Origin of the sequence: Bradyrhizobium barranii subsp. apii, assembly GCF_011516635.5 — a bacterium.
Lineage (GTDB): Bacteria > Pseudomonadota > Alphaproteobacteria > Rhizobiales > Xanthobacteraceae > Bradyrhizobium > Bradyrhizobium barranii.
In genome coordinates, this window is sequence record NZ_CP096255.1 from 1,078,784 (window position 1) to 1,105,630 (window position 26,847).

At 59.6% G+C, this 26,847-nt stretch carries 21 protein-coding genes and 4 pseudogenes; 11 read left to right on the forward strand and 14 right to left on the reverse strand.

Features of this window, described 5'->3' with window-relative positions:
• Positions 1–11 precede the first annotated feature (11 nt).
• The 3 genes from HAP41_RS05115 to HAP41_RS05125 all read right to left on the reverse strand — a co-directional run bounded on the left by HAP41_RS05115 (position 12) and on the right by HAP41_RS05125 (position 1,557).
• Positions 12–905 (reverse strand): SctD/MshK family protein, encoded by an 894-nt coding sequence (locus tag HAP41_RS05115; protein WP_166104769.1) that lies wholly within the window; start codon positions 903–905, stop codon positions 12–14.
• A 118-nt stretch (positions 906–1,023) separates the two neighbouring features.
• The gene (locus HAP41_RS05120) at positions 1,024–1,215 is read right to left on the reverse strand and encodes a hypothetical protein (RefSeq protein ID WP_014498042.1); all 192 of its coding nucleotides are present in this window, start codon (positions 1,213–1,215) and stop codon (positions 1,024–1,026) included.
• A gap of 42 nt (positions 1,216–1,257) precedes the next feature.
• A complete protein-coding gene (locus tag HAP41_RS05125) occupies positions 1,258–1,557 on the reverse strand; it encodes a hypothetical protein (RefSeq protein WP_166104766.1) in 300 nt (99 codons plus the stop codon).
• Between the two features lie 938 nt (positions 1,558–2,495).
• Here HAP41_RS05125 and HAP41_RS05130 point away from each other — a divergent pair.
• Complete coding sequence (locus HAP41_RS05130; RefSeq protein ID WP_166104763.1) at positions 2,496–3,992, forward strand: DUF1521 domain-containing protein; 1,497 nt, start codon at positions 2,496–2,498, stop codon at positions 3,990–3,992.
• Between the two features lie 1,344 nt (positions 3,993–5,336).
• On the opposite strand, the gene istB (HAP41_RS05135) is transcribed toward HAP41_RS05130, so the two are convergent.
• Both istB (HAP41_RS05135) and istA (HAP41_RS05140) read right to left on the reverse strand, forming a co-directional pair.
• Positions 5,337–6,089, reverse strand: coding sequence for an IS21-like element helper ATPase IstB (istB, locus tag HAP41_RS05135; protein ID WP_166057122.1), 753 nt, complete (start codon positions 6,087–6,089; stop codon positions 5,337–5,339).
• Positions 6,090–6,103: 14 nt separating this feature from the next.
• Positions 6,104–7,615: an IS21 family transposase gene (istA, locus tag HAP41_RS05140; RefSeq protein WP_166105319.1), complete on the reverse strand. Its 1,512-nt coding sequence runs from the start codon at positions 7,613–7,615 to the stop codon at positions 6,104–6,106.
• Positions 7,616–7,784: 169 nt separating this feature from the next.
• Here istA (HAP41_RS05140) and HAP41_RS05145 point away from each other — a divergent pair, with 169 nt between their 5' ends.
• Entirely contained in the window at positions 7,785–8,180 is a 396-nt protein-coding gene (locus tag HAP41_RS05145; RefSeq protein WP_224580961.1) for a hypothetical protein, read from the forward strand.
• A gap of 27 nt (positions 8,181–8,207) precedes the next feature.
• Positions 8,208–8,579, forward strand: a complete 372-nt coding sequence (locus HAP41_RS05150) for a signal transduction histidine kinase (RefSeq protein WP_166104759.1) — start codon at positions 8,208–8,210, stop codon at positions 8,577–8,579.
• Positions 8,580–9,046: 467 nt separating this feature from the next.
• Here the strand turns inward: HAP41_RS05150 and HAP41_RS05155 are convergent, their stop codons facing one another.
• The 5 genes and pseudogenes from HAP41_RS05155 to HAP41_RS49960 form a co-directional block, all read right to left on the reverse strand.
• On the reverse strand, positions 9,047–9,577 hold the full coding sequence (locus HAP41_RS05155; protein ID WP_166104756.1) for a DUF1003 domain-containing protein: 531 nt from the start codon (positions 9,575–9,577) through the stop codon (positions 9,047–9,049).
• Between the two features lie 340 nt (positions 9,578–9,917).
• Positions 9,918–10,369, reverse strand: a pseudogene (locus HAP41_RS50630) (trehalose-6-phosphate synthase); the annotation flags it as partial.
• A 57-nt stretch (positions 10,370–10,426) separates the two neighbouring features.
• Entirely contained in the window at positions 10,427–10,585 is a 159-nt protein-coding gene (locus HAP41_RS05165) for a DUF3309 family protein (RefSeq protein ID WP_166104753.1), read from the reverse strand.
• Positions 10,586–10,769: 184 nt separating this feature from the next.
• Positions 10,770–11,126: a hypothetical protein gene (locus HAP41_RS05170; protein ID WP_224580960.1), complete on the reverse strand. Its 357-nt coding sequence runs from the start codon at positions 11,124–11,126 to the stop codon at positions 10,770–10,772.
• A gap of 179 nt (positions 11,127–11,305) precedes the next feature.
• The gene (locus tag HAP41_RS49960; protein ID WP_256478576.1) at positions 11,306–11,431 is read right to left on the reverse strand and encodes a hypothetical protein; all 126 of its coding nucleotides are present in this window, start codon (positions 11,429–11,431) and stop codon (positions 11,306–11,308) included.
• 224 nt (positions 11,432–11,655) lie between these two features.
• Here HAP41_RS49960 and istA (HAP41_RS05175) point away from each other — a divergent pair, with 224 nt between their 5' ends.
• Both istA (HAP41_RS05175) and istB (HAP41_RS05180) read left to right on the forward strand, forming a co-directional pair.
• Complete coding sequence (gene istA, locus HAP41_RS05175) at positions 11,656–13,197, forward strand: IS21 family transposase (RefSeq protein ID WP_166063394.1); 1,542 nt, start codon at positions 11,656–11,658, stop codon at positions 13,195–13,197.
• A gap of 16 nt (positions 13,198–13,213) precedes the next feature.
• Positions 13,214–13,976 (forward strand): annotated as a pseudogene (istB, locus tag HAP41_RS05180) (IS21-like element helper ATPase IstB).
• 810 nt (positions 13,977–14,786) lie between these two features.
• Here the strand turns inward: istB (HAP41_RS05180) and HAP41_RS05185 are convergent.
• The gene (locus tag HAP41_RS05185; RefSeq protein ID WP_166104745.1) at positions 14,787–15,650 is read right to left on the reverse strand and encodes a transglutaminase family protein; all 864 of its coding nucleotides are present in this window, start codon (positions 15,648–15,650) and stop codon (positions 14,787–14,789) included.
• A gap of 1,083 nt (positions 15,651–16,733) precedes the next feature.
• Between HAP41_RS05185 and HAP41_RS05190 the strand changes: the two genes are divergently transcribed.
• Positions 16,734–17,777 (forward strand): IS110 family RNA-guided transposase, encoded by a 1,044-nt coding sequence (locus tag HAP41_RS05190; protein WP_166073103.1) that lies wholly within the window; start codon positions 16,734–16,736, stop codon positions 17,775–17,777.
• Positions 17,778–18,213: 436 nt separating this feature from the next.
• Here HAP41_RS05190 and HAP41_RS05195 read toward each other — a convergent pair whose 3' ends face one another.
• Complete coding sequence (locus HAP41_RS05195; protein ID WP_166104742.1) at positions 18,214–19,578, reverse strand: alpha,alpha-trehalose-phosphate synthase (UDP-forming); 1,365 nt, start codon at positions 19,576–19,578, stop codon at positions 18,214–18,216.
• Positions 19,579–20,255: 677 nt separating this feature from the next.
• Here HAP41_RS05195 and HAP41_RS05200 point away from each other — a divergent pair.
• Entirely contained in the window at positions 20,256–20,573 is a 318-nt protein-coding gene (locus HAP41_RS05200) for a hypothetical protein (protein WP_166104739.1), read from the forward strand.
• 83 nt (positions 20,574–20,656) lie between these two features.
• A pseudogene (locus HAP41_RS05205) lies at positions 20,657–21,492 on the forward strand (IS5 family transposase).
• A 594-nt stretch (positions 21,493–22,086) separates the two neighbouring features.
• Here the strand turns inward: HAP41_RS05205 and HAP41_RS05210 are convergent.
• The gene (locus HAP41_RS05210) at positions 22,087–22,281 is read right to left on the reverse strand and encodes a hypothetical protein (protein ID WP_166104734.1); all 195 of its coding nucleotides are present in this window, start codon (positions 22,279–22,281) and stop codon (positions 22,087–22,089) included.
• Between the two features lie 417 nt (positions 22,282–22,698).
• On the opposite strand from HAP41_RS05210, the pseudogene HAP41_RS05220 reads away from it, so the two are divergent.
• The 3 genes and pseudogenes from HAP41_RS05220 to HAP41_RS05230 all read left to right on the forward strand — a co-directional run bounded on the left by HAP41_RS05220 (position 22,699) and on the right by HAP41_RS05230 (position 25,767).
• Positions 22,699–23,534: pseudogene (locus HAP41_RS05220) on the forward strand (IS5 family transposase).
• Between the two features lie 192 nt (positions 23,535–23,726).
• Positions 23,727–25,538 (forward strand): site-specific integrase, encoded by a 1,812-nt coding sequence (locus HAP41_RS05225; RefSeq protein WP_224581061.1) that lies wholly within the window; start codon positions 23,727–23,729, stop codon positions 25,536–25,538.
• A 16-nt stretch (positions 25,539–25,554) separates the two neighbouring features.
• Positions 25,555–25,767 carry a hypothetical protein gene (locus tag HAP41_RS05230; RefSeq protein WP_166104728.1) on the forward strand — a complete coding sequence of 71 codons (213 nt, stop codon included), beginning with the start codon at positions 25,555–25,557 and terminating at the stop codon, positions 25,765–25,767.
• Positions 25,768–25,885: 118 nt separating this feature from the next.
• On the opposite strand, the gene HAP41_RS05235 is transcribed toward HAP41_RS05230, so the two are convergent.
• The gene (locus HAP41_RS05235; protein WP_166073871.1) at positions 25,886–26,728 is read right to left on the reverse strand and encodes an IS5 family transposase; all 843 of its coding nucleotides are present in this window, start codon (positions 26,726–26,728) and stop codon (positions 25,886–25,888) included.
• Positions 26,729–26,847: the final 119 nt, after the last annotated feature.

Consider the following 26,847-nt stretch of genomic DNA (forward strand, 5'->3'; position numbering starts at 1 on the left):
GGGCGAAAACATTAATAGGGAAGTGCAGCGAAGCGGCCGTTCCGACTGAGCAGCACTCGTCCATCCTCGATTCGATCGACGGTCCATCCATTGCTCAGCAGCGCTCCCACGAAATACTTCTGGCCGCCGATAAGAAGATAACGTTCGCTTCCGCGCCAAACCGCTTGGACCGAGATTGAGGGCGGCGCCTTTTCGTCCTTGACGGTGACCGCGTTCACAAGGGCAGGAGTTCCGTTGGTTTGATGATCAAACCATTGCTGGATTTCCTGCCATTTTGCGCCAAGGGCTGGGGTCACGGTTCCTTCCGCGGTCACGACGCCGTGCCCCGAACCGACCTTGATATTAAGAAGGCCCCCTCGTTCAACCTCCTGCCGCAGCAATTCGGCAGTTGCATCAGCGGCCTTCGCATCCAGACGATTGATGGCTGGTTTGGCGGCAATGTCGGCCACAGGCGATGCGTCTGTGCTCGGCGGCACTGCGTTATCGTCAGGGGCGAATATGGGCGAGACGGCGCCGATCGCCATGGAGCTGAGCAAGACGAGGCTGAGCACCACGATCCAGATAAAAGAGCGGCTGCTTGAGCCACCTTGCGGCAAATCTTGCGTCGACCAGCGAATGGACATGGCGCCGACATGAACGACGGCAGGAAGAGGAACACTAACGCGCTCGCCTGGGGGCATATTCTCGCGGCCGTCCAGTCTGATATTGGCTGCAAGGGCCTCGATCTCGATCGAATTGGTATGCGGGGTGATGCGAAGGTGGCGCGGTTCGAGCCCTTGTTCAAAGAAGATCAGATCGGCATCGAGGCCGCTGCCGATGAGGCTGGCCCCAATAGCGGTTTTGCCCCTAAGCCCGGCATAGAGTCCCGATAAGACCTCAAACTCGAGAGAAATCGATTCGCTCACGGATCATCTCCTGAATAACGAGACAAGCCGTACGGCAGTTCGCCGTACGGCTCTTGCAGAGTTCGTCATTCACTGCGCGGACACGGTAGCGACTCGGTGAGCCAACCGCCTTGCAGATTTACTGGACGCGTTCGTCGGCGACCTTCTTCTCGGAAGAGAGCTCGGTCGTAATTCTGCGCATCGCCACGGCCTGGGCCTGAACTTTTTGGCTAACACGCTCGAACTCAGCCATCTGGTTCTGGAAACCGGCATCCTGGGTCTGCTGAGTAGCAGGAGCGGCACCGTTACCGCCAACACTATTAACCGCCATGTCTATTCACCTTTCTTTGTCGTGTGTCGTAGTTGTGGCCTGCTACGTCGGGCGGGCCGACGACACGATGGCAGGAATAGAAAGAAAGACGTGCTCGCCCCCCAGACTGCTCAGGCCCAGCTCTGCGTTCTTGCCGAGACCATCGGTCTTGGGCTGTACGTTGCTCGTTTCAGCGTTCTTGTTGTCGGCAGCTTTGTCGGGGTGACTATCTTCGGACCCCAGCTTGTGGATCACCTTTCCAAAGGCGCGATCAAGGGCCCCGCCCACGGCGGAACCAATCGCAGCTCCGGAAGGTCCGCCCAACCGTCCGCCGGCAGCGCTTCCGATCATTTCTCCAATCATCGACTTCTCCTATGCTCGTCTTGTTACGCTCAATAGGCGACTCCTCGCCTACAGTTCAGCGGCCTCATGCTAGGAGTGCTACCTTTCGAGAAGCTGACGAGTCTCGCGTTCCAGAACATTGGGGCGGCACTTTGCAGAAGCTCATCACCTGCTGACAGCTTGCAAGCTTCATTTGCCTCCCTGGCCGCGCGTATGATCAGCCTGACGCCGATCCGATATCGGCGCGGCGAACGTGCCTGCGCGTCAGGCGCAATTCGTTGGTCTGGTGAAGCTTGCAGCGAAGCTCTGACGGGTGTGCGTGGTCCGGCGATCAGGCCCGGTCGCTGGGCCTACGGCCGGGTTGTTGCGTTTGTCGGTGAGCGTTGCTGCGGAGACCGATGGTGTGATCGCCGGCACTTAGAGATTGCATCGATAGCGCCCAACGGGGGGTGGGGGGGGGGCTTTCCTGGTCCGACGGGCGACTGGCGGCTTCGCGGTGAGACCTCGTCGCTTATTGAGGCCTCGCAAGGAGCAGGGCCTACTCAGTGTAGCTGACATCGGACAGTCGATCGTCGGGTGCGAGACTGCATGTTACCGGTGATCGGCGAGCGTGGATATTCCCTAAAGGTGGTCTGTCGTGGAAGGCGGCTGCGAGCAATCATGCGATCCCCAGCCCGTGTCTGCTGACGAGGGCTGTGATGTTCAGTCGATGGTTTGTTGTCGTCAGCTTTTCGACAGGTACTGCTGGTACAGTCTTGGAACTTGGATGCGTGCGACATGCTCGTGCCAAACCGACGAGAGGAGGGGGGGCTCATCAGGGTTGCCGGCGCCGGCGCCGGCAGCGAGAAGCATCCATTCGCTCCCCATCGGGCAGGGGTGCGTTCTAAAATGGTTCCTAGTTGATTGAGCGCAACGCTCGCAATTTTACCGCTTTCTTCGATGCAACAGGAGTGAACTAAATGGCGTATCTTCCCGTGGCCGGTCTCCCCGTGGTCGGCGCACTCGATTCGACGGTGAATGGAGTGGGGTCTGACGGGGTGGTTGCCAGCCCCGCTTTCGGTGCGCTGTTGGGGCAGTATGCCCCAACAGGTGCCTACCAGTACCTGCCGGCAGGTGCTGCCGTCGTTGTCGCTCCGGTGGTCGTCACTCCAGTTGTGGCTGCTCCCATGTACATGATGGCGCCGCCGCCTCCTCCTTCCATGCTGTTGAGCCAGCAAAGTTCGGGTTTAGAGCCTTCCGTCGATCCGGTGTGGACGCATGAGGTCAAGGATGGTAAGGCCACGATCAACCTCGGCGACAAATATACGATCACGGCCGATGAGAAGGATGGCACCTGGACCGTTCGCAACAACCAGACCGGCCATGTCACGAAGATCCATGGAGATCCCCATGTTGACGCGGACGGGGATGGCAAGGATGACTTCGACTTCAAGAAAGATATGACCTTCCAGCTCGACGATGGGACCAAGATTACCGTCAATAATGTCGACTACGGTAATGGTGAGGCCATCTCCTCAAAGTTGACCATTACGAATGGTCACAACGCGATGGTTGTGGAGGGGCTCGGCGACGACAAGGATGGCAAAAACAATCTGAGGGTGACCCAGTCCAATGCTGGCATGACTCTTGATGAGCTGACACCCGATGGTGCCCAGGCGATCCATGAGAGCGGCCAAGGCTGGGTCGATGGCGCCGGCGGCGTGGTGAATCAGGCGAGTATCGATGCCGGCGAACAGGGCCGCGCGCCGGGCAGCTACCAGTCTGCAAGCGCAACGCCTGCCACTGCAACACCCGTGTTCTTCGTTCCTCCTCCACCGCCACCTCTTGCGATGGTTCCGCTTGCCGTCGCTCAGGCGCCAGCGCCGTCATCTCAGCCAGCGCCAGTGTGGTCGCACGAGGTCAAGGACGGCAAGGCGACGATCAACCTTGGTGATAAGTATACGATCACAGCCGATGAGAAGGACGGCACCTGGACCGTTAGAAACAACCAGACCGGCCATGTCTCGAGGATCCACGGCGATCCTCACGTCGATGCTAATGGCGACGGCAAGGACGATTTCGACTTCAAGAAAGGTATGACCTTCCAGCTCGACGACGGCACGAAGATCACGGTGGACACGGTCGATTATGGCAAAGGAAAAACCATCTCCTCGAAGCTCACCATCACCAACGGCGACAATGCCATGGTTGTGGAGGGGCTCGGTGACGACAAGGATGGGAAGAACAATCTGAAGGTCACGCAGTCTAATGCTGGGCGGACGCTTGATCAGCTGACGTCCGATGGCGCTCAGACAATCCATGAGACAACTCAGGGGTGGGTTGACAACTCCGGACGCAAGGTGACGCAGGCGGTGATCAACCACAATGAGAACCCGGATGCGCCACCGGATTTCAAGACGATGATGCACGAGAGCATGTTCCAGCGCATTTTCCATCGCCATGCACAGCCGGCATGAGGCCCGATCCCGGGGCGTGTCGGAAACTCGTGGAAGCGGGCGCTAGCGCCCGCCTTTCATTTTCGCCAAACGGCCGCGAGAAGGGCAGCTTGGCGATCTATCGATTCAGGATCGACGGTAACAGTCAGATTGTCTCGGCAATCGCAGCCTTCGCCCCGACAAACGGGCGGAGGGCCTCCAGGCCCTGCTACCCGGCCAGAATTGCTGTGGCGCGTTCCCGCCCGTTGTCGGCGATGGAGGCGCTGCACAGGAACGGTGCTCTCAGGTTTGTCTGCATGTCAAAGTCATGCCGACGCAAGCGTCGCAGTGAAAATCCCGTCAAGATCGCAAATTGGATTGAGGGCTGCCTCGACGGCGCGATCTACCGTCGGCTCAAAAGCACAAGCCCTGCCTCGCGTTGAGCTCTGCCTGTCTTTAGCCTCCGAAGCCGGGCGTGAACCCTTGCGCCCCCCGAACATCCATCAGCTTCTCAGGAAGCCGGAGGCGCTATGGGCTTTGAGCATCGCCATTCCCGTCAAAGTAAGCTGCTAGGGACGTTAAAAGGAAATCGCAGCAGCCCGCCGCCAAAAAGATCCCGGTGCATTCGGATTCGCGGGACCCGCTCGCAGCTCGGATCTGAGATCATTGAATGCGCATCTAACTGGTGGCACGTGCCAAGTTTCACTTGGCACGTCTTCGATTCGATCACTACGCGTGATCTGCTGCCGGTTTGATGGACACCCGGTTAAGCTAATCCCACCTTGCGCTCGAACTCAACCGGGCTGAGATAGCCGATGGTCGAGTGCCTGCGGGTCGTGTTGTACAACGAGGTTTGAGAACGCCCACAGGACCGCTCTTCGCGTGGTTCTTTATCGATATCATCCTTGGTTTGGTTGCCGAGTTTGCGTTCATGGGGCCGTCGACAAGGCTGGCGATGTCGCCTTCCGCTGCACACTGGATGGATCGCAAGCAGATCGTTGGCTGGAGGTTCCAGCATGGATGTTCGACCGGACGGCATGCCCTGAGGCGGAGCTTTTGGCAGCTCGGCCATTTGTCAGCATAACCGCACTTGCAGCGCTTTCTGCGCTTCTCGATCTGGTGTTGATGGATCGAACGCCATCAGCTGCCCTGCTTTCTAGCGCATCCAGAGCCTCTCACGACCAGAATCGGGGAGAGACCCATGTCACGGCAGACGGCAATGCCAGGGAGCGGATACCGACACAATCGACAACCGCGGCTGCGGATTCCGACGAAGCCGGCCATGCATTCCAATTCGAAGCCGGCCGGGTATTCCGATCTGAAGCCGGCCACCCGTGGCGTCGTTCGCATGGGTCAATTTCATGATGTCGTCGAGGGCTGGGAAGGTCAAGAGACCGGTTGATCTTGAGCGGGTTGCTTCTGCTTCCTGAGGCTCTCTCCTTTGAGTTCGATGCGGTAGGCATTGTGGACGAGGCGATCGAGAATCGCGTCGGCGATGGTGGGGTTGCCGATGATTTCGTACCAGCGATCGACGGGCAGCTGGCTGGTGACGATAATCGAGCGGGCTTCGTATCGATCCTCGACGATTTCGAGCAAATCACGGCGCTGGTCGGCGTCGAGAGGTTCTGGTCCCCAGTCGTCCAGGATCAGCAGATCAAGTCGTGCGATCGCCCGCAGCATCTTGGTATAGCGGCCATCGGCGCGGCCGAGTGCGAGAGCGGCGAAGAGACGCGGCACACGATGGTAGGCAACTGAGAAGTCGTCTCGGCAAGCCTTGTTGCCGAGGGCACAAGCGAGCCAGCTCTTGCCGACGCCGCACGGCCCGGTAACAAGGAGATTATGTCGTGCCCGGATCCAGTCGCCAGCGGCGAGTTTTAGAAAGAGCGTGCGGTCGAGGCCGCGGATAGCGCGGTAATCGACATCCTCGACGCAGGCGGCATGACGCAGCTTGGCGGCTCGAGCTCTGCTTTCGAACCGCTTTTGCTGGCGCAGCGTTTTCTCGTGTTCCAGGAGCAACGCCAGCCATTCGGCGTGTTCGAGGCTGCGCGCTTCGGACTGGGCATCGAGGTCCTTGAAGCCTTTGGCCATACCGTGGAGACCAAGGCTATGCAGCAGGTCGAGGGTGGGATGGGTGAGCATGCTGGATAATCCTTTCAATGGAAGTAACCGGGGCCGCGCAGATTGGGATGTTCGATGATCGCGTCCTCGGTATCGCGAGAACTGCGTTCGAGCTTGTTGGCGATGATGGAGGCGATGCTCTTGTAGGTCAGTGCGCTGACCGCGACCGCGCGGGCCGCGATCAGCTCGGCGCGTTCGGGATCAATATCCTTGAACAGCCGAAGCACGCCGAGACAGGTCCGGAATCCCTGTTCGGGATGAGGCCGATTGGCCAGGATGGCGAGAACGAGCCCCTCGGTGTTGGGCCCGATCGACCGCCCCCAGCGCCGGAATCGATCGGGAGTCCACTCGGCGTAACGCCGATGCGCACTGGGCATGTGATCGGGATCAGTGCCGTGCCGGCGGCCGCCATAACGGCGCTGGTGAGCAGCAACACGCAAACCCCGATGGAACAACTCGATGGTCCGGGTGGTGGCGCGAACGTCGACCTGCTCCCGGATCAGGCCGTGTGGAACTGAGTAGAAGAAGCCGTCGACCTCGACGTGATAATCGAGCGAGACGCGGGCCAGGAGCCATTCCGCGAACTGATAGTCGGCATCCGGCAACGGCGCCAGGACAGGCATCTCGACGGTCTCGAACAATTGTCGGCGGCTGACGCCGATCCGGCGCATGACGTGGGCGTTGATGCGCTCCAGCGCGGCGGCGATTGCCGCATTCGCCTCAGCCAGCGAGAAGAAGGTCTGCCGGCGAAGCCGCCCGAGGATATAGGTCTGGGCAAAACGCACTCCGGCTTCCACTTTTGCCTTATCCCGGGGCTTTCTTGGCCGTGCCGGAAGGATGCCAACGCCGTAATGGGACGCCATCATCCCGTAGCTGCGATTGATTTCGGGGTCGTAGAACGACGCCCGGTGCACGCCGGACTTCAGATTGTCAGGGACGACGAGGCGTGGCACCCCGCCAAAGAACCGGAACATTCGGACATGAGCCTCGATCCAGTCCGGAAGTGTCTGCGTCCAGGTCGCCTCGGCGTAGGTGTAATTCGAGGCGCCAAGCACGGCGACGAAGATCTCCGCGTCGCGCACAACCCCGGTTGCGCGATCAACGATCATGATCTTCTTGCCGGAGTAATCGACAAAGACCTTGTCGCCGGCCGGATGGTCCTGCCGCATCGTCGGAGACAGCCGCCGCTCGAATTCCCGGAATAAATCGCAGAACCGGCTGTAGCCATAACCTTCCGGATGGACCGCCCGGTACTCCTCCCACAGCACCATCAGATTGACGCCAGGCCGCTTCAGCTCACAGGCCAGCGAGGCCCAATCCGGCTCCCGGCGCCGGCGGAAGCCGCGCCTGACGCCGGCATGGGCAAACAGACGTTGTTCAAGAACGGCGTCGGTCAGATCGCCCGCCAAAGGCCACGCCAGCCCGGCAGTCGAGGCACGCTTGAGATTGTCCTGGATCGTGCTGCGCGCCACCCCGAGCGTGCGCCCGATCTCCCGGGCGCTCACCCCATCACGGGCAAGCCGCAGCATCTGTCGTATCTGTCGCATGGTCAGTTCTCTCTTGGCCGGCATCCGCTTCCCCTCGTGGATCAACGAGGGACTTGATGCCTGAAGGACTGACCCAAACGAAAACGCCGACTTCCAAAACCCGGCCGGCTTCAAATCGGAATGCCGGCCGGTTTCATTTCGGAATCGTGGCCGGCTTCAAATCGGAACGATGGCCGGCTTCAAGTCGGAATACCCGGCCGGAATAAATCGGAATCCGCATGCAGTGCACGTGGCGGGACAGGACCGATCGCACGGCGTAGCTCTTGCGGCCGAAGAAGAGCTTATTCTGCGGTGTCTTGGCGCAGCCATCATCATGCAATGGAATGCTCTGCCGACGACGCTGCAACGGGAGATCTTCGACACCGCCGGGTCGATTGGCAAGTTACTGGAGACAGCGGCGCTCCGCGGCCAAATCGCCCGATTTCTTCACAACCACAAGGATGATGCCGGTCGCGGCAAATTTCCGTTAACAGAAGACATGCCTGCCGATGCGAGATCGCGCAGTTTGGCTCTGTCACGGTGGGACAACGAGGGAGGCGCAGTTCGCGACGGGCTGCCGATATAACCGGACGCCAACAACAGGAGGGTTTCCATGTCACTTACACAGTTTCGGGTCGATGACGGCCCACATGCCATGGACGGGCTACGGCTTCTTGCTCGGGATGGAAATGAACAGATCGAGGCGTTCATGGGCCGGAAGGTGATGGACGTTTGGGCGGAGTCTGTCGAGCATCGCGGAGGACGACAAAGCCTGTTTCGCGATCAATACAATGCCCTTGGCAGACTGAACCTTGCCGCACTTCAGCGGATTGTGAGTGCGAAATATCAGCGAGGCGCTGCATTCAACCGCCAACATCCCTTTGTCGAGATTCTATTCTCCGACATTACGGAAAGCGGCGAGGCTCTAAATTTAAGTGAGCTCGTGCGAGAGGCGTTGCCGTCAGCATTTCATCGGATGACCTGAAAGTTGCGCACCAGAGTGCCGCCACTGGAGTCAAGGGAACGATGCGCGTCCCGCCGCATTATCAATCATCGTGATAAACGCGATCTGAGGGATAACCCATCATGAAACGGTTTCTATTAATCGGAGTTGCAGCTTGCAGTTTTGCGCTCGTTCCAATTCTATCTGCATCGGCAATGCCGAGCGCAAATCCGAATGCACTTGTCGGCACCGACACCTCGATCATCCAGGTGCACGGCTGGGGCCATCACGGAGGCCGAGGTCATCACTACGGATGGGGTCGAGGCCATCACTACGGGTGGGCCCACCATCGTCGTTGGTGAAGCGTCACTGGCGAATAATGATGACTCTCGTGGAAGCCGCCAGTCTGGCGGCTTCTTTTTTGCGACAGTTCGCATCGGGGGCACCGATTGGCCGGACGACAAGCATCAACGTGGCTCAACTGGCCGGTCAGCGACTAACAAGCTCAGCTAGGTCTTACCTGGCACCCCTCCGGCCTCGATAGCCGCGACAAGCTCGGGCGCGAGGTGCGCGGACAAACGCTGAATGATGTTGAGCAACTGCAGGATTTCTTGCTCACGCAGGGCGTCAATCTTGTTGTGTAGCAATTCTATCTCTAGTTCAGCCTTCACGTTTATCCGGTAATCGTGTTCGGCGTGCCTGCGGTCAATCTCCGATTGCCGGTTCTGGCTCATCATGATGATGGGTGCTGCGTAGGCTGCTTGGAAAGAAAGCACCAGGTTGAGCAAGATAAAGGGATAAGGGTCCCAATGGTTGATGAATGCTATCATGTTCAGAATGATCCAAATGCCAAGTAGGACGCTTTGGATGATGATGAAGCGCCAGGAACCAACTGTTTCAGCAACCCGGTCGGCAAGCATCGCGCCCGGCGTCAGTGCGAGCTTGGGTACATTGCGGGCTGGCTTTTGCGACCGAAGTTCTCGCAATCGCTCTTGGTCTTCCTGGCTTAAATGCACTTTGTGGCTTTGCTCGTCGGTCATTCGTTGCATCCACCGTTAAGAGGGCCATGACAATCTGACTCAGGCCGCTTTGGGATGAGAAGTTGCCGATCAGGCGTGCGGCGCGCCGAGCCAGGATGAAAACGTTACTACGTTGACGCAAGACGGAGAAAGCTGTGGGCGATTTGCCCTTAGTCTATCTAGTCCAGTGCGACGATGAAACGGATACAACTTGTCCTGTCACTCGTAGATCATTTCCGCCCCCACATGGTTCGAAAAGAGACACCTTAACGCCTGGGCATCCTCGTGACGGATGAGATTGTCGTTGAGCTGCTGCCGACGCGACATTCCTATCGGACGACATCCCGAACTAGGGGCCGAGGGCACCAAGGAAAGGCGAGAGAATGAGCACGCCAGGGTCATCGGGGTTCTGTGCAGCGACATACTCCTTGGCGACCAGGTTCATCCCGTCGCGCAACGGAGTGACAAGAGCCGCGCGGCTGAGCCGAAAGAAGCCGGCGAGCGAGCGCTGGGAAAAGCTCCGGTTCAAGTATTGAACCGGTGCTTGAGACCCTTGCTGTAATCGAGCCGATCCACCCCAATGATGAGTTGGCGCCCGCGCAGGCTCTCCTGCAGCTGGCCATCAGAAATAGTGCCCCCTGCACGGCGAAGGATGGCGTCATGGAAGGCGGTCAACTCCTCCGCCGTCTGGAAGCCGAAGAGATCGTAAGCGCACAGTGATTTCAGCAGGTCGCCGGAGTGAGGAAGGGTCGCCAGCACACCCAAGGAAGGAAACGGCGTATGCAAGAAGAACCCGATCCGTTGTGTGGCACCGCCGCATGACAGGATCTTCGGGAGAACGCCCGGTCTACGCAGCCCACACCGACAGGATCAAAGCCGCCCCAACAGCAGCAATACGAGGAGGACGACCAGGATGGTACCGATGACACCCATGCCACCGTGGCCATAGCCGTAGCCGCCGAAGCGGCCGCTGAAGCCACCAAGCAGGAAGATGACGAGGATAATGATGATGATAAGTCCGATCGACATTTGTCCGGCTCCTTTGGCGTCTCTTGGTAGATCGAGTTTGACGATGTCCGGCGCCCGACATTAAGTGGCCGGTACCCGGTATTCCCCTGCTGGACAGGGCTACTCCTATTGGCCGCCGCGCAAGCGCGCTGAGCGGGACGATCTATTGCCGAGACCGCCGCGCCCAACAGCGTCGCTCATGCGCTCAATAAGGGGAGTAGTATTGGCGGCGATAGGGATAGGGGTCGCCGTAGTAACCTGGCGCGTACCCCGGCGCGTAGCCCGGCCCGTAATAGCTGGGGCCGTAAGCCCCATAGGCGGCGACTCCGGCCGCGGCACCCAGGATGCCAAGGCCAATCGCAGCCCCCGGAGCGCCATAGTAGCCGCGACCACGGTAGTGGCGCCGGTAGTAGACCTCCGTCGCGCCGGACGAAGGCGCCGCTTGTTTCAGAAGAGCTGCGCTGGGCGGGATCGGAGCAGCTCTCGATGGGAGCACCGAGCCGAGCATCGCCGCAGCGAAGAGCGCGACGGCAAGCGAGCATTTCATTGTCTGCTGGTACATAATCGTATCCTCTCGAATTTGGAGCATCTCAAGCGGCAAGTCGTTCGCCTGCCGCTGGCCGCCAAAGAACATCAACGCAGGGCGGCTCTTGAGGAGCGCCGATGCGGCGGCGGATCCGAGGATTCGTCGTTCTAGCGAACCATAGACCCGCCTCTGTACTAGCGCCCCGACGTAACCGACTACTTGGCGCAGGTCTTGTCGGCCTTCAAAGCCGCCTGTGCCGAGGCCTTTGTCGTGTGAGCGGCGCCGACAACCTTCATGCTGCCGCCGGCAGCAGGCTGGCTCTCGACGATCTCACACTTCATGGTCGCGGCATCCTGAGCCAGGTAGAACGATGAGGGCGATTGGCCCACGGTTGCATGTTTCGCGGGATCGTGAGCACGGATTTCAGGGGATCGTGAGCAGAGATTTCAGACGATCGTGAGCACGGATTTCGCGGGATCGTGAGCAGCTTTTCAGCAACTCAGCCCGCTTCGGCCGACAACTCAACCGGCTTAGGAACTGCCTCGTCAGTGAACGAGGAAGGCCGATGCCCACCCAGAGATTGTCGATGCGCCGGATCAAAGAGGTTCTCCGCTTAAAACATGTTCAAGGCTTGCCGGAGCGAGCCATCGCGCGCACCTTGGGCATCAGCAACGGCGCCGTGCACAGCTATCTACGCCGAGCCGGGGCTGCCGGGCTGAAGTGGCCGTTGCCGGCCGGAATGAGCGACGAGGACCTGGAGCTGCTGCTTTTCCCGGCGCCGAGGCCTGCGTCGCAGAGCCCCCAGCGGGCCGTTCCCGACTGGGGCTATGTCGACAAGGAGCTGCGCCGACGCAACGTGACCCGTCGGCTGCTGTGGGACGAGTATCGCGCCACCCATCCCGATGGCTTCGGCTACACCTGGTTCTGCACGACGTACGAGGCCTGGAAGGGGCGAGCCCGGCCTTCGATGCGGCAGACGCATCTGGGCGGCGAGAAGGTTTTCGTGGATTTCGCCGGCGACACCATCGACGTCATCGATCCCTCAAACGGGGAAGTGCAGTCGATGAAGCTGTTCGTCGCGGCGATGGGCGCCTCCAACTATACCTATGCCGAGGCCTGTCCAAGCGAGGGGCTCGCCGACTGGATCCGGGTCCACATCAATCTTTTCGCCTTCCTCGGCGGCGTGCCGACATTCGTAGTCTGCGACAATCTCAAGGCCGCCGTCACCAATCCCGACCGCCACGATCCCGGCCTCAACCGAACCTATGCCGAGATGGCGAGCCATTACGGCACGGCCATTCTCGCAGCCCGGCCGCGGCGCCCAAAAGATAAGGCAAAGGTCGAAGTTGCGGTGCAAGTCGCCCAGCGATGGATTCTGGCGCGGCTGCGCAACCAACGCTTCTTTTCGTTGGCGGAGCTGAACGCAGCCATCAAAACACTCGTCGTCGAACTCAATGCAAGGCAGATGCGCGACTTTGGCGCCAGTCGCGCCGAACTGTTCGCCGAGCTCGACAAGCCCAAGCTTACAAAGCTGCCGGACCAGGCTTACGCTTTCGCACGCTGGAAGCGATGCCGGATCGGCCCCGACTATCATATCGAGATCGATGGACACTGGTATTCCGCGCCGTATCGGCTCATCCGTGAGCTTGTCGACGCACGCATCGATGACAGAACGGTCGAGATCTTCCACAACGGCCGCAGGATCGCCAGCCACGCCCGCGCGCCCAACCGGCGGGGCCACACCACCATCGCCGACCATATGCCCAGCGCCCATCGGCGCTACGGTCAATGGACGCCCGCCGGAGTGATCGTCGCCGGCGAGCGGATCGGTCCGTCGACCGCCGCCTTCTTCCAGGCCGTGATCGCGGCCCGGCCGCATCCCGAGCAAGGCTTTCGCACCTGCCTCGGCATTCTGTCACTGGTCAAAAGCTACAGCGCGGAGCGCGTCGAAGCGGCCTGCCGGCGCGGCATTCTGATCAAGGCGCGATCCGTCGCCTCGATCCGCTCCATCCTCCAGAACGGTCTGGATCGTACCTTTCTCGACGAGCCCTCCGAACACCAACCCCTGCGCCACGGCAACATCCGCGGCCGCGATTATTTTCACTGAAGCCAAGGAGACCTGTATGCTCAACCATCCCACCCACGAACGCCTGATCGAGCTCGGCTTGAGCGGCATGGCCAAGGCCTTCGAGGAGCAGCGACGATCGCCTGATCTCGAAGCCTTGCCGTTCGAAGATCGCATCGGCCTGCTGGTCGACCGGGAAGCGGCGGAACGCGACACCAGGCGGCTCACCACGCGCCTCAAGCTGGCCTCGCTCCGCCAGAATGCCTGCGTGGAGGACGTCGATTTGCGCACGCCGCGGGGTATCGACCGGGCCGTCTTCGCCAAGCTCGCCAGCGGCGACTGGATCGATCGCCACGAGAATTTGCTCATAACCGGGGCGACCGGATTGGGCAAAAGTTGGTTAGCCTGTGCCCTCGGCCACAAGGCCTGCCGAGATAATCGCTCGGTCCTCTATCACCGCGTCCCAAGATTGTTCGAAGCGTTGGGGCTCGCGCGGGGCGATGGACGTTATGCCCGCTTGCTCAAAACCCTTGGCCGCGCCCAGGTTCTGATTTTGGATGATTGGGGATTGTCGGTGCTCACCGCTGCCGAGCGGCGCGATCTACTGGAAATCCTTGACGATCGCCATGGCCGCTCCTCCACCATCGTAACCAGCCAACTCCCTGTGGACACATGGCACGAAGTTATCGGAGATCCCGTCGCTAGGCGACGCGATTCTGGATCGCCTCGTCCACAACGCTCACCGCCTCCAGCTTGCTGGCGAAAGCATGCGAAAACGCAACGCCAAAACCATCACCCTTGACGAGCAGCCAGAACGCTGACCCTATCACCGCCTCGGCCGGAGCGAGGCTGCTCACGATCGTCTGAATTCGGCGCTCATGATCGCGCGAAATCGCTGCTCACGATCACTGAAATATGCACACGGTCTTGCCCGTTTCAGCCGCGAATGAGGGCGTACCGAATGCGAGAACAGCGATCGTCGCTAATAGAATTATTTTCATAGTATCCACCAATTCTTGTGCGTCCGGAGTCGGACAAGGAGTGAACAGCGCGCACCTGGTAAGGGTTCCAGCTCTGGCGGATTTGTTTGCGTCTGAACTTGACGTGGATCGATCACAGCTCTCATCCGTCAGCGTTTTCAAAGCACTTTCCACTCTCTCGTAGCCGGATCGTGCGGCTACCGTCTTTTCGAAGCGACCCCGCACCTTGACGGCTTGAATTTGGCTGCGCTGAACTTTGGCATAAAGCGCCTCGGGCGGAGCACAATGCTCTCAATCACCGATGGATACGAAGAATAAATCGTGATGATATTGTGCCCCAACCCAACGCGCATTTATGATCAAAATTGCTCAGTCACGAAAATCGGAACGGGATTTTGCTGTCGATCGGTCGGGATCATTCATCTTAATATCCCCCTCAGGCCCCACGTGCCCGAAGGACAGCTCCTCTCTTGTGACCCTATTGGGAGACGAGCGGACACAGCGGTGACGAGTAGTTGGAGTGGCACGCCGGAGAAGCGGCGGCGCAACAGGAAGCGCCCATCATGAGCACGAGAAAACTGTTCCAGAAAGGCGCGCGCGCCGCGAAACTGAACGACTGATCAGTGTGGCTGCCGACGGTCCTGCGTCGATCTATGGTGTGACGCGAACTTCTATGGACATCCCGGCGAAGGCGCCGGTGCTGCCGACGAAGCTGCCAGACACCGGGATCGTCTGCCGAATGTCGCGCGCGACCGCGACCGGAATCAGGTTGAAGCCGCCGAGGCTGCGGTTGGTCGGGTCGAACGTGATCCAGCCGGCTCCCGGTACGAAGACCTCCGCCCAGGCATGGGTTGATCCTGCATCGCTCGATCCCACGCTTTGTTGTTCTGGATTGTAAAGATAGCCGGAGACGATCCTGGCTCCGAATCCGAGCATGCGTGATGCTTCGGTGAACAGCACCGCGAAATCCCGGCAAGACCCCCAGCCGCGATTTAGCGTTTCTGCCGGCGTCTGGGTCCCCTCAACCTCACGGCTCTGGTACTGGACGGCTTCTGAAACGCCGACGCTGAGGTCCTTTAGCAGCGACAGCGTATCGGTCCGACTTCCTCGAACGAACCTTTGTGCCCAGCTTCGCAGAACCTCTGCCGGGTCCGCGAACTGGGGGAGAGCCAGGGCGCCAAGATCGGTCCCATCGTCGTCAGAATAGCGGAATGGATAAGACATGGCCGAGACAGCGATATCGAACAGCGGCCATGCAACCGCGTCGAGCTGAAGCTCCGCGACGCTGGCGATCACCAGGTTGGAGGCTGTCTTCTGAAACGTGGCCGTTGCGATTGCATTGCCAAACACATCGTGCGCCCAGGTGAGGTCTGCATGCGGTGTTACCGTGACGTTGCTTGAAATCAAACGAAGCTCGCGGCTTTCGCGCGGACGAAGCATCAAGCGGTGCGGTAACAGGCGCACGTGTTCGTTGAATCGATAAGTCGTCGTGTGAAGAACCTTCAGCGCAATCAACGAAAGCTCCAATCAGCGGCAGGGTCTGACCAGGAACCTCATCAGGTGGTCCCCTCGGGAAGTATGGCCGAGTTGAACGTGCCCATGCAAATGTCGATCCAGGCGACCCAAACCCGGATGGGTTTGTGGTCGAGACACACGGCAAGAATCCACGCGGCAGCTATGGTGTCGACTCCCAATACATGGTGACAGCTCTCCTGATCAGCAGGACGGCGATGGTCGCCGAGCCGTCGCCCGGTTCATTTCATAAGCTCCGACCGAGGGGCAGGTCATGAGTCTTCGAATATTGCCCTAGCTAGGTTAGCGCCTAATATTCTCAGATAGCTGGAACGATTGATCTTGGGAGTTCTTGGTCCTCAGCGATCGGAGATTTATCTCCGAGAGCCAAGCCCACCGACCGGTCGACATTTTGCCCCAATGCCCGGCGGAAGCTTAGCGGCCTCAGATGTCCCCGCACTGAGGCCGTTGCCTTGATCGAGGCGAACGTGTTCACGTGGCGCGAAGACGGCTTGACGAACCGTTTCAGGAATAGTGCGAGCAGCCAAGCGTAATCCCGTCTTGCTATGTGGCCAGGACTGACAAGAGAACCGGCCGAATTTCGCCAAGGGCGCCTCAACCAGCCGAGGAAGGGGAGGTTCAGATGATGATGCCAGCGAAAGCTGAGGCGCCACCTCAGACCGTCTTCTTGCTGGAGATCGACGGTCAGCCGATTTTGGCGTTCAGAGCCGCGACGTTTCACCACGCCAGAGAACTCGGCAAAAGGAGGACTGGCTGCAAGAGGACTTGAAACGCATGACGTTCGGGCACAGGCCGCTTTGGGATGGGAAGTCGCCGATTAGGGTGCGTCGCGCCGAGCCAGCAGAAGAAGTGTATTACGTTGACGCGAAAACGGAGAACGCTGCGGGCGACTTGCCTTTGGTCTATCTGGTTCGGCGCGACGATGAAACGGAGACAACTGTATAGCGCGACAATCTGGATGGGAAGCACTGTCACCCTGATTGATGTGGTGGAACGGCCCGCTCCGACAGCATCATCGTGCTAAAACGTGGTCGTTGTTCGAACGCCACAAGGAGGGACCGTTCCATGAAGCAGGTTAGCACCATCGGGTTGGATTTGGCGAAGCACATTTTTCAAGTTCACGGCGCGGGTGCCGATGGCTCGCCGGTGTTCAACCGGAGACTACGGCGCAGCGAGGTCCTGCATTTCTTCTCGAAGCAGCCGGCCTGCCTTGTCGGAATAGAAGCCTGTGGCAGCGCTCACTATTGGGCACGCGAGATTGCAACTCTCGGCCATGAAGTGCGGCTGATCCCACCAGCTTACGTCAAGCCGTTTGTGAAGCGTGGAAAAACGGATGCGGCGGATGCCGAGGCCATCAGCGAAGCCGTGACTCGCAAGACCATGCGCTTCGTTCCGATCAAAACGGCCGAGCAACAAGCCGGAATGATGGTCCTGAAGAGTCGCGCACTTCTGGTGAAACAGCAAACGCAGACGATCAACGCCCTGCGCTCGCATCTGGCTGAGTTGGGCATCATTGCCGCCGCCGGCCGGACAAAGGTCGAGGCGTTGGTTGCAATCGTACGGGATGTAGCAGATATCCGCTTGCCTGCGGCAGCGCGCTTCGCGCTGACGGCAATTGCCGATCAGATCGAGGCTCAGGCGGACCAGATTGACAAGCTCGAGCGAGCCATTGTTGCCGCGGCAAGGACCGACAAGGACATGCGCCGACTGACTACCATCCCCGGCATTGGAGCCATTACAGCGGCGACCATCAAGGCGCTGGTGCCAGATCCCGGCGGCTTCAAATCCGCTCGTCACTTTGCTGCCTGGCTGGGACTGACGCCGCGACAGCATTCGAGTGGGGGCAAGGAGCGGATGGGGCGAATCTCGAAGATGGGAAACCCCGAACTTCGGAGCCTCCTCGTTCTTGGGGCGACATCCGTCCTGCGAATTGCCCGGAAGGCTGATCGGGCGCCGCCATGGTTGAAGTCGTTGCTCGCCAGACGTCCGTACAAGGTGGCAGCGGTCGCACTGGCCAACAAGACAGCGCGAATTGCCTGGGCGCTCTTGAACAGGGGCGGGATTTATCGGCATCCGGAGACGCTAGCGACGACTACGGCTGCCGCTTGATGAATACAGCAGTTGTCAAAGATATCTGACCGGCGCGGGCCGGCAGAGGGCAAGGAGCAATAACAGGCGATGAACCCACGGGACGAAATCCCGACACGAGTGAGGCTGGCGCGACAATGCGCTTCAAGCGCGTCTGATTGATTTAGCCCCTTGTGTCGCGGACTTCATCGAGGCCAGCGGTCATGCGCCGCGCTTTACAGGCCGTATACATGACCGCACCGCTCCCATGTGTGAAGTCGACTGAGAAAGCTCTTGCGCCCGCGGGCCGTTCCATACATGCCTGCGCGGCAGACAACTGGTCCCGTCACTCGTGGATCATTTCCACCCGGGAGATGATTTCGAAGTAACACCTTATCGGCGGAGGCAACCTCGTGACGAGCGAGATTATCGCGACCTGCTGCAGCGCTGCCACGTTCCTGCCGGACGACATCCCAAGTTAGCGGCTGAGAGCGTCAAGAAAACTCTCGCGCCATGCCGCAATGCTATTGCGACGCAGTACCGCCATCATGGACCGCCAACGCTCGCATCGCTCCCCAAGTGGCATCCCCAGCGCTGTCTGCAATGCTTCGGCGACGGCATCGGGGTCATACGGGTTGGCGATCACGGCAGCGTCGAGTTCGTGGGCCGCGCCGGCGAAAGGCGAGAGAATGAGCACGCCAGGGTCATCGGGGTTCTGTGCAGCGATATACTCCTTGGCGACCAAGTTCATTCCGTCGCGCAACGGAGTGACAAGAGCCACGCGGCTGAGCCGAAAGAAGCCAGCGAGCGAGCGCTGGGAAAAGCTCCGGTTCAAATACTGGATCGGCGCCCAATCGAGTTCCGCGTAGCGACCGGCCACGTCGCCCGCCAGCGCACCGAGCCTCTGCCGCAGCGCACGGTATTCAGGAACGTCGCTGCGGGTTGCGGTGGCGATCTGCAGCAAGCGGACATGGTTGCGGTATGCGGGATAACCCTCGAGAAAGCCGGCGAACGCTTTGAACCGGTGCTCGAGGCCCTTACTGTAATCCAGCCGGTCCACCCCAATAATGAGCTGGCGCCCCCGGAGACTCTCCTGCAGCCGACGTGCCGTTCGGGATCTCACAGCGCGACTGGCCATTTCGGCAATGCCTTCAGTATCGATCCCGATCGGAAAGGCGCCGGCGCGCAGAACCCGATCGAAAGCCTGAACGTGGCCATCGGACAAAACCGTGCCGCCTGCGCGACGAAGGATGGCGTCATGGAAGGCGGTCAAATCCTCCACCGTCTGGAAGCCGACGAGATCGTAAGCGCACAGTGATTTCAGCAGGTCGCCGTAGCGAGGAAGGGTCGCCAGCACCCCCAAAGACGGAAACGGCGTATGCAAGAAGAACCCGATCCGTTGTGCGGCCCCGGCGCGGCGAAGTTCCTCGGCCATCGGGATCAGATGGTAGTCATGCACCCAGACAAGGTCACTCGGCCTAAGCAGGGGCGCGAGGGCGTCGGCGAGCAGGGCATTCACCCGCCGATAGGCGGCCAAGTCCCGGCGGGTAAAGTTCATGAGATCGAGCCGATAGTGGAATAAGGGCCACAGTGCCGCGTTGGAGAAGCCGCTGTAGTAGCCGTCATGGTCCGCGCGGGTAAGATCGACGGTGGCGTACGTCACTCCCTCGGTCTCGAAAACGTTCGGCTGTGGTGTTGTTTCTCCTAGCTTGCCGCTCCACCCAAACCATAAGCCTCCAGCCTGATGCAGAGCGTCGACGAGGCCGGTCACAAGCCCGCCGCTGCGCTGCGCAGCTTCTGCCGGCAAGGCGACACGGTTGGAGACGATGACCAGGCGGCTCAAGCGGGTTCCCTCCGCGCTATCAGGGCTGCGTCAAACCGAGCCGCTAAAAGATCTCGGCCAACACGGCAGTCGCGAACGATCGAGCGGTGGATCCGCCGGGAGCCCACATTCGTCGCCCCCAGTCATCACGCGAGAAGCCACACTTCTCTCTAACGGAACCGACGGTGCCGTTATGGGCATTCTGGACGCTTGAGGTCGGGCGCGCGCAACGCATGGATATTGAGCGGCAAGATCAGGGCGTTACCTGTAAAATACATAAATCTTCTCGCAGTAGTCATGAATTCGCACAGGATACGCTGACGAGGTGGATTGTCCGGCGCCGTCTCAAGCTGTTCTTCGCCAGGACTGCGCCGGCAGACGCCCCGAGTGCGCCTTTCGATCTCAGCCAATGCGACGCCGAGCGAGGGCACGGTCCTTGCTGTATGCCGAGGAGTGGTCCTCCGAATAGATCAAGAGTTGACGGGGAGGGCTTGCCGCGATGCGGCTCCATCGAGCGGCCGAGCAGGTTCGTCAGCTGCCAAACTGTGTCTCCCTCTGCGGGTGGTGAACCTTGGGTCCGTACGCCGCGCGAGCAAACCGTTGCAACCGCGGCATTCACTGCCGGAAGGATCGGTGCTTCGGATCGAACCCGCGATCGAGCGAATGGCGCTTATTGCCAAGATGTGCGACTATACAGAATGATCAAAAAGAAAGGTCGAAGGCCAACTTCGGGAGAAGAAATGGCAACCGCTCTCGACCGTTGGGACGAGGAAGGCGGAGCGCAGGACGTGGCGTGGCCTTTACCCTATGACGCCAGCGATTTGCGCGACGTGGAGCGCAGAGTCTTGGAATGTCTGGGTGCCGCCCTTGTCAGCGAATGGAATGATCTGCCTACTGACGTCCAGCGCAGGCTCTTCGAGCACGCGGCCTCGGGTAAATCGCACGACGCCACCCTGTTGAAGACGCGGATCGCCCGTTTCCTGCACGATCATAAAGACGCTTCGGATAGGCGCTAAGTGTCTGTTCCAAAACATGTTGAGTCGAATGAATCGGTTGTGATTCAAGGTGAGCGGCCTGATTCGATGGGGACGCGCCGCCAATGTGGACTACCGAGAACCGTGCACGCTACGACCGCAGCCGCCTGCGCTATCCGAGCGACTTGACCGACGAGGAGTGGGCGCTGATCGCGCCTCGCATCCCGCCGGCCAAGCGCGGCGGCAACAAGCGTACGGTGGACCTGCGCGAGATTGCCAACGGGCTGATGTACATCCTGAGCACAGGTTGCCAGTGGCGCGCGATCCCCAAGGACCTGCCGCCGCGCTCGACGCTGTATGGCTACTTCGATCTGTGGAGCTGGAACGGCACGCTCGATAAAATTCATCACGCCCTCTATGTCGAATGTCGCGAAAGGGCCGAGCGCGAGGCTTCTCCCACCGCCGCCATCATCGATAGCCAGAGCGTGAAAAGCGCTGAAAAAGGGGGCCTCATGATCTCCATGGCTACGACGCGGGCAAGAAGATCAAGGGCAAGAAGCGGCACATTCTCGTCGACACGCAAGGCCTCTTGATGCACGCCATCGTGCATGCGGCGGACATCCAGGATCGCGACGGCGGCGTGCTCCTGATGGCAACGTTGTTCGGCCTCTATCCCTTTCTTCTGAAGCTCTACGCCGACGGCGGATATCAAGGGCCACATTTCCAGAAGGGGCTGCGTAGCGCTCTGAAGCGCGTGAACCTCGAAATCGTCAAACGCTCCGATCAGGCTCACCGTTTCGTCGTCTTGCCCAAACGCTGGATCGTCGAGCGTACCTTTGCCTGGCTCGGGCGATGCCGAAGACTGTCCAAAGATTGGGAATGCTTCAATCACAGGGCGCTCGCCTTTCTCAAGCTGGCCTCCATCCGACTCATGCTGCGAAAGCTATGCAATCCAAGGTAATCTTTCCGGACAGACTCTAAGTTCCTGCGATCGCTAAAGGTGAGCCGATCGCGTCCAAACGTCATTTAAGTGATCCGGTATTCTGATCGGGGGCGGGCATCTGGTTGAATTCGCCTCAATGCATCTTCGTTTACAAGAAATGATGCTTCTATGGCGTCGTCGTCGGTCCACGACCGTGTCGGGATTGGAATCAACTAACCCCTATTGTCGAACAGGCGTTGCAATATTCGCTCGGTCGCCACGATAATTTTGGTCGTGGACGTGTCTTGCGTTCAACCCACTGCCGTTCCATGCGGCGAAGGAAGTTCAACGGATATTTGTCAACGTTAGGTCAGCCTCGCTGACACGCTTTTACGTGCCTCAAAATCATCAACTAGAGTAGAGGGCACTCGCCGGAGCCGCGCCCTCGGCGTTTCCTCCCCCGGTCCCTTACCCTGGGTCCGCGCGAACCAATGTGGACTGGAGAGATCGTTGATGGACGCAGCCTTCCGGAAGTGGCCGGCCAAACCTGGATACCGCTTCGATGCGCAGCAGGATGTGCGGCGGATCTTTGCACCTTGGCGAAGATCGCTCATGCCGGCTTCCCGTGATGCCTCAGTTTGCATCGAGCAAAATTTTGTAGCCTGCATTTTTGAGAGCGGAGAGGACGGCTGTTGCGATAGTCTTGCATTCGTTGGGCTCTTTGTAAGTTTTCGGCCACACCGTCCCGTTTCCCGCGTCCGGAAAATCAACGAAAGCTGATTGAATAGCGCGTTCGATGATCCTTTGGAGCTTCTCATCCCGTATCATTGCCTTGGCTCCCGCTTCTCGACGATCGTCGCAATATCACCAGTTTACCTAGAGCCGTTGCGGTACGCTGCCAATCGCTGGAGCGCACGATATCCTGAAGGAGCAAAACCTATTTTCGTCCCTCGGATGATCAGCGCAGGCGAGCGTAGGCCTCACCTATTTGCGACGCTCAAGCCAGGCCTCTTTGCGGCTGGCGACGTGGCGGACGGCGTCTATCGACGGGCTGTTACGCCGGTCTCGGGTGCATGACGGCACTTGAAGCCACTCGCTTCCTCTTGGCCCAATGTCCTTCCAGCCGGCGTGCCTATTCTATTGAAGATCGGCTCAACCCTTAGTGTCTGTTCCAAAACATGTTGAGTCGAATGAATCGGTTGTGATTCAAGGTGAGCGGCCTGATTCGATGGGGACGCGCCGCCAATGTGGACTACCGAGAACCGTGCACGCTACGACCGCAGCCGCCTGCGCTATCCGAGCGACTTGACCGACGAGGAGTGGGCGCTGATCGCGCCTCGCATCCCGCCGGCCAAGCGCGGCGGCAACAAGCGTACGGTGGACCTGCGCGAGATTGCCAACGGGCTGATGTACATCCTGAGCACAGGTTGCCAGTGGCGCGCGATCCCCAAGGACCTGCCGCCGCGCTCGACGCTGTATGGCTACTTCGATCTGTGGAGCTGGAACGGCACGCTCGATAAAATTCATCACGCCCTCTATGTCGAATGTCGCGAAAGGGCCGAGCGCGAGGCTTCTCCCACCGCCGCCATCATCGATAGCCAGAGCGTGAAAAGCGCTGAAAAAGGGGGCCTCATGATCTCCATGGCTACGACGCGGGCAAGAAGATCAAGGGCAAGAAGCGGCACATTCTCGTCGACACGCAAGGCCTCTTGATGCACGCCATCGTGCATGCGGCGGACATCCAGGATCGCGACGGCGGCGTGCTCCTGATGGCAACGTTGTTCGGCCTCTATCCCTTTCTTCTGAAGCTCTACGCCGACGGCGGATATCAAGGGCCACATTTCCAGAAGGGGCTGCGTAGCGCTCTGAAGCGCGTGAACCTCGAAATCGTCAAACGCTCCGATCAGGCTCACCGTTTCGTCGTCTTGCCCAAACGCTGGATCGTCGAGCGTACCTTTGCCTGGCTCGGGCGATGCCGAAGACTGTCCAAAGATTGGGAATGCTTCAATCACAGGGCGCTCGCCTTTCTCAAGCTGGCCTCCATCCGACTCATGCTGCGAAAGCTATGCAATCCAAGGTAATCTTTCCGGACAGACTCTTAAGCGGCCGGCCCAAAAATGTATGGTTGAATTACATAGTGATTTCAATTACATAAGAGTTCGCGGTTTTGTTCTGAGTGGCGCGCCAGTCGCACAACTTCCCATTGGAAATCAATAACTAACGCAGATACAAGCGCTTAGCTGCCGCGCGGTGGTATGAAGCGGTGGTTGGAAATGCGTGTGCTAATGGGCGTTATCAAAGACCGACACAATACCTACTACGCATTGAAAACTGTGCCTGCGAAGCCGAAGGGACTGCGAGCGGCTGTCGCGCTTGAGCTGAAGAACGGCAAGACCTCACAGGCAAACCTGAAGCGGTCGCTGGGCACCAAGGACCTCCGCGAGGCGAACATACGCGCCAAGCCGGTGTTGGCGGAGTTCGACCAGATCATTGCCAGGGCGAAAGCGCGCCTTGCGGCAACCACGGTGCCTGTGGTCAAGCGCACCAGCCTGAACGATACCGAAATCAAGCGTGTGACCGAGTACGTGTACGCAACGGCGCTGAAGGAAGATGAGGCGCTAAGATTTTCGGGCAGGCTAGAGCTAATAGGGCCACATGGCGAGAATGTTGACGCGGATGCACATGGGGACATCTTACGAGACTTTCAGCAGCAGTTTGCTGTCGGGGATGTTTCTTTCGCCGAGCAGCGCGCCCAAAATGCCCTAGCTAGCTTCGGTATTACGTTGGACCAAAGCTGCACGGCCTATCACAACCTTTGTATCGAAAGCGCCAAGGCGCTCCTTAATGCCCTTGATGATATTGGGCTTCGTTATGCAGGTGCAGTTATTGAAACGCCGCGCCTACCAGATTCCAAAGCCTTAGAGGGCCATGGAGAAGGCGGGACGCTGCAAGATGCGCTAGCTGGCTGGAAGCGTCACCGGACGCGCCCCAAGCGCACCGTGGACGAGTTCGGGCGCAGCGTGGATATGTTTATCCAGCTTCACGGCAACATGTCCGTAGCGGCGATCAAGAAGGCCCACGCGCTGGAGTTTCGCAAAGCTCTTCAGGACGTGCCCCGCAACCGAACTGGCGACTTGCTGCGCGCAACCCTTCCGGCTCAGGCCACCTGGGGCAGAGAGCACCCAGAAGAGCCAAGGATCACCGCAGCCACCATCAACAAGCAACTTGGCGCTGTGCAGTCCATCTGCATCTGGGGCAGCGATAACGGGCTCGTGCCGGACGATGTGCAGTGGACGGACCCCTTCAGCAAGCTGCGATTGCCGGAAGAGCGTTCGGAGCGAACGTCGTTCGATGTTGCTGAATTGCAGCAACTATTTAGCACACCGCTATTCACCGATCACCGCTTTCCCCTCGGGGCCCATGGGGCCGCTGGGTTTTGGTTGCCGGTGCTGGCGCTATTCACAGGCGCACGGCAGGCGGAATTAGGCAGTCTCACCGCAGCCAACGTGCAGACAGACGGCGAGACGGGAGTGCCTTTGCTCTACTTCGTAACCGAGAGGGCACGGGGGAAGCGCGTTAAGACGGATGCCTCCGAGCGTGTTGTGCCCGTGCATCCCGAAGTGATCCGCTTGGGCTTCCTCAGCTATGTGGGGGAGCGACGTAAGGCCGATGGTGCAGACGCTTGGCTATTCCCCTCGGTGTCTCCGGACGAGGGCCGCGCAGGCGTACCTGCATGGTCACAGTGGTTTGGCCGTTATCTGCGCGCGGCGGGCGTGACGGACAAGGCTAAGGTTTTTCACTCCTTCCGCCACACGGTGAAGGACGCGCTACGGCGTGGACGCGCCGATCACGAGATACGCGAGGCCCTTATCGGGCACGCGCAGGCATCCTCGGTGAGCTGGGGCTACGGCGCTAACGCCATGTTGTCGCGGTTCGGTGCGGCAGCACTGTCAGATGCCATCAACCGCATTTCCTATCCCGGCCTTGTCCTGTCGCGGGTCAAGCCACTGGGCGTACCACCGCGTACACGCGACAACACCGAGACAACTAAGGGACACCGGACGCAGACCGGGGAACAAGGATAGCACGGAGTTTCTAGCTATGGCATACGCAGAGACGCGAGACGGCAAGCCAACGGGCTTGTGGGTAGGCGAGGTGGAGCGCAAAGACGCGGGCAGAGTGTTTAGTCAGACATTCGCGACACAGAAAAAAGCCGAGGACTACGAAGCGTTCGTGCGCAGCGTCAAGCCCGCCAAGATGAAGCGGGTTTTGGCCGTGCGGCTGCCCGTCCGCAAAACCAAGAAGGAGGGCTGACCGATGCCCATTCGTACAGCTACACGCGGCACCAAGGTAAGCCGATGATCGCGCAAGTCGGCTAATCTACGAGAAGCGGACGAGGCCCTAGCAATCGTTTTGACTCTTAGAGCCTGACTCAAAATTGCATTGCTGTTTTTATCGCTGCGATGCGCCTTGTCATGAGTTGGACAGAGGCGAGGAAGAGCCAGGCAGTTGCGCTTTCGATGGTTCGCTCGAAGTCCTTGGCCAATCTGCGGTTGCGGCCGAGCCAGGCGAAGGTTCGTTCGACCACCCAGCGGCGCGGAAGCACCTCGAAGCCCTGTGCGGCATCGGAGCGCTTGATGATCTCGACAGTCCACCGGCCGATCTTTTCCAGCACCGCCTTGAGCTTTTCGCCGGCATAGCCGCCATCGGCGAAGATATGGCGCAGCCAGGGGAAGCGGTAGCGAATGCTGCACAGGACATCTGGCGTGCCGTCACGATCCTGGACGTCGGCAGCGTGAACGATCGCTCCGACCAGGAGCCCTTGGGTGTCGGTGACGATGTGGCGCTTTCGACCCTTGATCTTCTTTCCCGCGTCGTAGCCGCGAGGGCCGCCACTTTCCGTGGTCTTGACCGATTGGCTGTCGATCACGCCGGCCGTCGGCGAGGCCTCCCGGCCGATCGCCTCGCGCGCCAGCATCAGGAGTGCGTGGTTGATCGATTGCCACAATCCGCTGTCGCGCCATTGGTAGAAATAGTACTGCACCGTGGTCATTGGTGGAAACAGAGTGGGCGGCAGCATGCGCCACGGCAATCCGCCGCGCAGCAGATAGAGTATTGCCTCGACGATGTCGCGATAGCTCCATTTCGGGCGCCGCCCGCGCTTGGCCCGCACAGGAAGCAACCTCTCCAGCACGCCCCATTCCGCATCCGTCAAGTCGCTTGGCAAACGCAGCTCCTCTCGGGCAAACTGTGCCCGGGTGATATCAGTCCACATTCTCGATCCCTTTGATGCTTCGCAACACCGATGGAATCAGAACTCGCTGATATCACTCAACTTATTTTTCGGTCGGACACTTAGAACTTTCAGTCAAAAATTACACGCCGCCAGTATGG